Source organism: Streptococcus sp. 1559, from assembly GCF_013276735.1.
Taxonomy (GTDB): Bacteria; Bacillota; Bacilli; order Lactobacillales; family Streptococcaceae; genus Streptococcus; species Streptococcus pseudopneumoniae.
This window is the reverse complement of the sequence record NZ_VMLO01000052.1, coordinates 21,242-28,115: the sequence shown is the minus strand read 5'-3', so window position 1 is coordinate 28,115 and position 6,874 is coordinate 21,242. Positions and strand designations below refer to the sequence as shown.

General features: G+C 38.8%; 8 protein-coding genes and 2 tRNA genes. All 10 read right to left on the bottom strand.

Annotated features, from left to right (window positions below; translation table 11 throughout):
• Nucleotides 1–154: 154 nt before the first annotated feature.
• The 10 genes from HT688_RS07555 to HT688_RS07510 all read right to left on the bottom strand — a co-directional run bounded on the left by HT688_RS07555 (nucleotide 155) and on the right by HT688_RS07510 (nucleotide 6,857).
• Nucleotides 155–349, bottom strand: coding sequence for a DUF3272 domain-containing protein (locus HT688_RS07555; protein WP_001041547.1), 195 nt, complete (start codon nucleotides 347–349; stop codon nucleotides 155–157).
• Nucleotides 350–376: 27 nt separating this feature from the next.
• Nucleotides 377–2,032, bottom strand: a complete 1,656-nt coding sequence (gene dnaX, locus HT688_RS07550; protein WP_050222942.1) for a DNA polymerase III subunit gamma/tau — start codon at nucleotides 2,030–2,032, stop codon at nucleotides 377–379.
• Complete coding sequence (gene msrC / locus HT688_RS07545) at nucleotides 2,032–2,529, bottom strand: free L-methionine (R)-S-oxide reductase MsrC (RefSeq protein WP_023932849.1); 498 nt, start codon at nucleotides 2,527–2,529, stop codon at nucleotides 2,032–2,034. The genes dnaX and msrC overlap by 1 nt, the downstream gene beginning before the upstream one ends.
• An 85-nt stretch (nucleotides 2,530–2,614) precedes the next feature.
• Nucleotides 2,615–3,817 (bottom strand): 30S ribosomal protein S1, encoded by a 1,203-nt coding sequence (gene rpsA, locus HT688_RS07540; protein ID WP_001001629.1) that lies wholly within the window; start codon nucleotides 3,815–3,817, stop codon nucleotides 2,615–2,617.
• A gap of 162 nt (nucleotides 3,818–3,979) precedes the next feature.
• A tRNA-Gln gene (locus tag HT688_RS07535) sits at nucleotides 3,980–4,051 on the bottom strand.
• A 9-nt stretch (nucleotides 4,052–4,060) separates the two neighbouring features.
• Nucleotides 4,061–4,141, bottom strand: a tRNA-Tyr gene (locus tag HT688_RS07530).
• A gap of 49 nt (nucleotides 4,142–4,190) precedes the next feature.
• Nucleotides 4,191–4,421, bottom strand: a complete 231-nt coding sequence (locus HT688_RS07525; RefSeq protein ID WP_050222941.1) for a DUF2969 family protein — start codon at nucleotides 4,419–4,421, stop codon at nucleotides 4,191–4,193.
• A gap of 167 nt (nucleotides 4,422–4,588) precedes the next feature.
• Nucleotides 4,589–5,233 (bottom strand): pyroglutamyl-peptidase I, encoded by a 645-nt coding sequence (gene pcp / locus HT688_RS07520; RefSeq protein WP_050207861.1) that lies wholly within the window; start codon nucleotides 5,231–5,233, stop codon nucleotides 4,589–4,591.
• Between the two features lie 14 nt (nucleotides 5,234–5,247).
• On the bottom strand, nucleotides 5,248–6,171 hold the full coding sequence (locus HT688_RS07515) for a DUF979 domain-containing protein (protein WP_050222940.1): 924 nt from the start codon (nucleotides 6,169–6,171) through the stop codon (nucleotides 5,248–5,250).
• A complete protein-coding gene (locus HT688_RS07510; RefSeq protein WP_023940979.1) occupies nucleotides 6,168–6,857 on the bottom strand; it encodes a DUF969 domain-containing protein in 690 nt (229 codons plus the stop codon). Before HT688_RS07510 ends, HT688_RS07515 begins: the two co-directional genes overlap by 4 nt.
• Nucleotides 6,858–6,874 lie beyond the last annotated feature (17 nt).

The window sequence follows — 6,874 nt, the reverse complement described above, 5'->3', positions numbered from 1 at the left end:
AGCCGCAGGTTGCTCAAAGTACCGCTTTGAGGTTGCAGATAAAGCTGACGTGGTTTGAAGAGATTTTCGAAGAGTATAAAAGGTCAATAAATATACTTTTATAGTATAACAAAAAAAAGCCTAAAAGGCTTTGATTTTGTCTGGAAGCTGAGGGCTAGTCTTTCCTATTAAAATGCTGATCGATGACATCAACGATTTTGCCCATCACATAACTGACACGAAAATTTCTGAAGAGTAAAATTGCCCAAAAGGCTGCCATAATATAGCGGCCAGTCATCCAGGCTTCATTGAAAAAATAGGTCTCAGCAGCTGTAAACAGCGCCATAATAATAAATTGTTGTTTATTCATAAATTTATTGTATCATGAAATCTTTCTTTAGTCTTCCTCTACCTTCACTTTATCAGCCAAAAATTCAAATCCTTCTGGAATCAGACTTTCTTCTGCTTCTTTTTCAGTTTGAGAAGATTTGGCTTTGGCTGAAAAGGCTGCGCGAACTTCTTTCCATTCCTCCATGGAAATAGCTAAAATCTCAGGTGAAAAACCTGCTGCCTGACTGAGGATGTTGCCAAACATAGTGTTGAGATTGTCCCGTTTCATGGTTTGACCAGCATTAAAGTTAGACTCAAAAGCAAGAATTGCATGGTGTTCATTGGCCGCAACCGGTTGAGAACCAACCAGCAAAGCCTTATCCGGCCCACCTAGACTTTCAATTACCTCTCCCCAGGCATTCTGCAAGCGAATCAGGTTTTGACGTGCCAAATCAGGATTTTCGACAGCCTCTTGTAAGATAGATTGCACTTTATTGCGATCTACACGATAGACTGTTTTGCCCGTAGCTGGACGACTAGGAGCTGGACTTGTTGGCTTGGATACAGTTCCCACATTTGCGAGTTCTTGTTTGAGACGTGTTACTTCCTGTCTCAGCGTAGCAATTTCATGTTCAACTGCCCCAGAAAGAGCTAGTTCAGGCTTAATCTCTGCTAAACGGATGGTCATCATCTCAGCATAAATCTTGGGCTGCAAACTAGACTTAATATCTGCTAAACTCACTGTCGCTAAGCGAATCATTTCAAACAGATTTTCCTGAGGAAGTGCCAAATTTTCTACAAAGACTGGACTATGATGAGTATTTTCTCCCCCTGTTTGAACAATTAACAAGTCTCTTAAATAGTGCAAAAGGTCGGTCACAAAACGGGTCATGCTCTTACCATTATCAAAAAGAAGATTCAAGCAAGACAAAGCTTTGGGAACATCCTGTTGAGACAAGGCAGCCACATAATCATCCAAGGCTGATAGGCTAATGGTGCCAGTAATTTCTTCAGAGATGGCAGTCGTCAATTCATTTCCCTGTGTCAAACTCAGGGCTTGATCCAAAATAGACAAGGCGTCCCGCATTCCACCTTCCGCTCGTCTGGCAATGATTTCCACAGCCTCTGGTTCAGAACTGATATTTTCTTTTTCTAAGATATAGTGGATATGTTCCTTAATATCCTGTGTCTTAATTGATTTAAACTCAAAACGTTGCACACGGGATAAAATAGTAGCAGGAATCTTGTGCAATTCAGTAGTGGCCAAAATAAAGACTACATTCTGTGTTGGCTCTTCCAGCGTCTTTAGGAGGGCATTAAAAGCCCCTGTAGACAGCATGTGAACCTCATCTATGATATAAACCTTATAACGAGCAAGACTAGGGGCGTAGGTAGATTTATCACGAATTTCACGAATTTCATCCACCCCATTATTAGAGGCCGCATCCATTTCAATGACATCTTCTAAACTACCGTCCGTCACTGCCTGACAAATATAGCAGTTATTACAAGGTTCACCACCCACTTGATTGGGACAGTTCATAGCCTTAGCAAAAATCTTAGCTACACTGGTTTTTCCCGTTCCACGTGGACCAGAAAAAAGATAAGCATGACTTATTTTTTCTTGTTCCACTGCTTGTTTAAGAGTCTTAGCCACAACTTCTTGACCAACCAACTGGGAGAAGTTTTGACTTCTATATTTTCGATAAAGTGCTTGATACATTAAGATTTTTCCCCAAACATTGTAAAGTCCCATTCCGTCTTTTCAAGCAAAATAGCAACAAATTGTTCCAAATAATCTCGATCCATAGCATCGTAATCCTCAATCTCTGAAGAATCCAAATCCAGAACTCCAAGTAGTTGGCCATTCTTTATCATCGGCACCACAATTTCACTTTTAGCTAGACTGTCACAAGAAATATAGTTGGGATAGGTACTTACATCACCAACCAGGACTGTTTCCTGAAACTCAGCAGCTTCACCACATACGCCCTTGCCTAGTGCAATACGGATACAGGAAACACCTCCTTGGAAGGGACCTAAAACCAATTCCTTTCCATCGAACAAATAAAAACCTGCAAATACGGTATTCGGAAAACGTGATTTTATGAGAGCACTGGCGTTGGAAAGATTAGCCAAAACATTGGTCTCGCCTTCCAATAGGAAGGACAATTCTTCATTTAACATTTGATAACGTGATTGTTTTTCTGATTTTAACATAGAACTATTATATCAAAAAAGGAGCAGAGACAAAAGAAAAATCCCTTGTTTAGTAAACAAAGGATTTTGTGAATTTTCAATTTGATTAAAGTTCGATATCACCAAACAAATCAGCCATTGAAAATCCTGTTTGTGTTTCTGGAAGTTCGAAATCACGCTTCTCTTGACGTCTTGGACGACGTGGACGAGCAGCACGTTTTTCTTCTTTTTGTCCTTCTTCTTGAGCTGGACGTTCTTCAAGAGCTTTAATAGAAAGTGATACACGCTCTGCATCTGCGTTAACTTCAAGAACTTTAACTTGAACTTCTTGACCAACTTTAAGAGCTTCTTTTGGATTTTCAATACGTTTGTGTGAAATTTGTGATACGTGAACAAGTCCATCGATACCTGGCAATACTTCAACAAATGCACCGAAGTCAGTCAAACGTTTAACTGTTCCTTCTACTACATCACCTTTAGCCAATTTTTGCTCAACACCATCCCATGGTCCTGGTACTGTTGCTTTAAGTGAAAGTGATACACGTCCTTCTTCTTCGTTAAGATCAAGGATTTTCACTTCAATTTCTTCACCAACAGTTACAACTGATTTTGGTGAAACGTTACGTTCATGTGACAATTCAGTCAAGTGAACCAATCCGTCAACACCACCAAGGTCGATGAAAGCACCGAAACTTGTGATACGAGCAACTTTACCAGTTACAACATCACCAACAGCAAATTTACCAAATACTTCAGCGCGAGCTGCTGCTGTAGCTGCTTCAACAACTTCACGACGTGAAAGGATGAAGCGGTTTTCTTTAGCATCAACTTCTTTGATTTTAGCGTCAAATTCTTGACCTACAAAACGCTCAGTGTTACGTACGAAACGAGTATCCAACATTGAAGCTGGGATAAATCCACGAACACCTTCAAATTCTACTGAAAGTCCACCTTTAACGGCACGAGTTCCTTTAACAGTAACAACTTCTTCTTCGCGACCAACAAGTTTGTCCCATGCTTTGCGAGCTTCAAGGCGTTTTTTAGATACAAGGTATGTAACTGTATCAGTATCTTTACCAACTACTTGACGAAGTACAAGAACATCCAATACTTCTCCTACTTTAACAAAGTCATTGATATCTGCATCGCGATCGTTTGTCAATTCGCGAAGAGTCAAGACACCTTCAACACCAGTTCCAGAGATTGCAACGTTAGCTTGAGTCGCATCAACTGTCAATACTTCAGCACTAACAACATCACCAGTCTCAACTTGGCTAACGCTATTTAGCAAATCTTCAAATTCGTTCATCTAAAAAATCCTCCAACAATCAAGTTTTTTCTTAAACTTGACATACTTATAATTTTTTTCCTAAGCACCCGCAAGGACATGTTCATATCATTCACGTCTTTCAATTATAAAAATAAAATACCCTAAGATATTTTGCTTTTTATCTTGATTATTACCTAAGAACTGGGGTAGCTGGATTCGAACCAACGCATGAGGGAGTCAAAGTCCCTTGCCTTACCGCTTGGCTATACCCCATTGATAAAATGGAGAGAGAGGGATTCGAACCCCCGAACCCGAAGGAGCGGATTTACAGTCCGCCGCGTTTAGCCTCTTCGCTATCTCTCCTACAATCAACATGGACTATTATATCATGAAAATTTCAAAAAAACAAGACTTATTTTGCTAAATTATAATTTTCAATCAAAATTTCCACAGCTTTTTCCAATTTTTTATAAAAACTATCGACATTCCCATTCTTTATGATGGCAAATTGTCCATCTAATTCGGCAATTTCTCCGATAATTTTTTTACCAATGATCAAGGTATAGCCTTCAAAACTGTCTTTTCCTACATTAACTTTGGCATCTGCTACTTGAATTTCGATTTTTTTATCTTTCTTACTCATTTCATACCTCTCTTCACTTTTTCTATTGTACAAGAAAATCCTAAAACTAGCAAGAAAAAACTCTATATCAGGCTTGTCTGATATAGAGTTTTATGTAAACAACCTCAATCGGTTTAGCATAGCTAATAGTTAGTAAACAAGCATAATTGACTATCCTTTTTAGGTTATCAGTGAGTCTCACCACCTACTAACTGCAAATCCTTATCTTTGTAGTCTACAATAGCTTCAATAGCTAGCTCTATGCCTCTTACAATATCGCATAGACTCATTCCTGCAGTATTCGGCTTATTTACTACTTGTTCCATCATATATGGAATATGCATGAAACCTGCTCTCATATTAGGGAATTTTTTATCCACTAAATAAAGAGCTTGGTACATCAAATGATTGCAAACAAAGGTTCCTGCACTATTGGACACAACTGCTGGAAGTCCCTGTTTTTTAATAGCTTGTACCATCGCTTTGATAGGTAAACTACTAAAATAGGCCGATGCTCCATCAATACGAATCGGTGTATCAATTGGTTGATTGCCTTCGTTATCAGGTATGCGAGCATCATCTTGATTAATAGCCACTCGTTCAGGTGTTAAGCCGGTCCTGCCGCCTGCTTGTCCAATACAAAGTACAGCATCTGGTTGATATCGTAATATTTCTGCCTCTAAAACTTCTGACGACTTATAAAAAACCGTTGGAATTTCTACCCAGCGAACTTCGGCCCCATTAATCTCAGATGGTAATAATTTTACAGCCTCCAAAGCTGGATTAATCTTTTCACCTCCAAAAGGATTAAAACCTGTAACCAATATTTTCATTTTATTTTCCTTTACTAAAATGCGAGAAAGTACATTAAGAATATGTGAATAACAATCATTACTAGAGCAACACCTGCTTGAGACTTTATAACGCCATTCTGATCTTTCATATCCATCAATGCTGCTGGTAGAGCGTTAAAATTAGCAGCCATTGGGGTCAATAAGGTCCCACAATAACCTGCTGTCATGGCAAGAGCACCAGCCACAATTGGATTAGCTCCTAGAGCAAATACAAAGGGAACTCCAACACCTGCTGTAATAACGGTGAATGCTGCAAAAGCATTTCCCATAATCATTGTGAATAGAACCATTCCAAGAACATAGGCCAAAACTCCTATAAAGCGACTATCTGAAGGAACAATACCGCTAATCAGATGAGAGATAACATCACCAACACCTGCTACAGTAAAAATAGCCCCCAAAGCCCCTAATAATTGGGGAACAATCCCACTTGTTGAAACTTGCTGAGTCATTCGATTATTTTCTGATAACAGACTCTTAGGGTGACTATTGGTAATCACAAGAACAGAAATTGTAGCAAACAAGGCGGCAAGGCTAATCGAAATCTTGCTAAATTCTGGAATCATTTGCGCTAAGACCAACGCAAGTATTGCCATCAGCATAACTGGAATAAAAATTTTATTTTTCAATCTATTAGATTCAATATTGGCTTTCATTTCATCCAAGGATGGCAAGGTTCCGATACGGACTTGCTTAAACAATGTTAACAGCGATAATAGGATTACAATAATACCAATACTCATATTTGGCATATAGGAACCACCTATAAACGTAATAGCCAATAGAGTCCAAAATGCAGATGTTCCAAATCGGACTGGATTTGTTTTATCTTTATAACTACAATAGGCTGTATGGAGAAATTGACAACCAATCACAATATAGGTCAACTCTAATAGTTGCTTTGCCAACTCTGTCATTTTTGTTCTCCTCCCCTAGTCTTTTCTGATGTCAATTTTTTATCAAATAAATAATTGTAAATCCCCACTACAATAAGTGTTATAACAGCAACAATAATAGATGCAGAAGCAATCCCTGCATAATTGCTTTCATAGCCTAACTGATCTAATGTTCCCCCTATCAAGAGGACTCCCCCAGCACCTACAAACGTATTTTGAGCAAAGAAATTTCCAAAATTTTCATTTGCAGCCGCACGCGCTTTTATTGTCTCATCTTCAACCTCTGTTAACTTTCTACCTAATTGAGACTCTGCTGCTGCTTCTCCCATAGGTTGAACCAAAGGTCTGACAAACTGAGGGTGTCCTCCTAGACGAATTGAAAAGAAACCAGCTAACTCTCGAATAAAGAAATAAACTGTATAGAAGTTTCCAACTGTCAGACCTTTAATCTTTCGAATCAAATCAATTGATCGTTGCTTGAGTCCAAAGGTTTCTGACAGTCCCACAAGAGGTAAGGTAACCATAAAAATCGTGAGCACTCGCTGATTGCTAAATTCTTTTCCCAAAATCTCCAAAAATTCAACGAGAGAAACACCTGAAACTAAAGCTGTAACCAAACCAGCTAAGACTACTGTTGCAATTGTATCAAATTTTAAAATAAAACCCACAACAATGATTGCTATTCCTATTAATCTAATCCACTCCATATCAAACTCCTTTATAT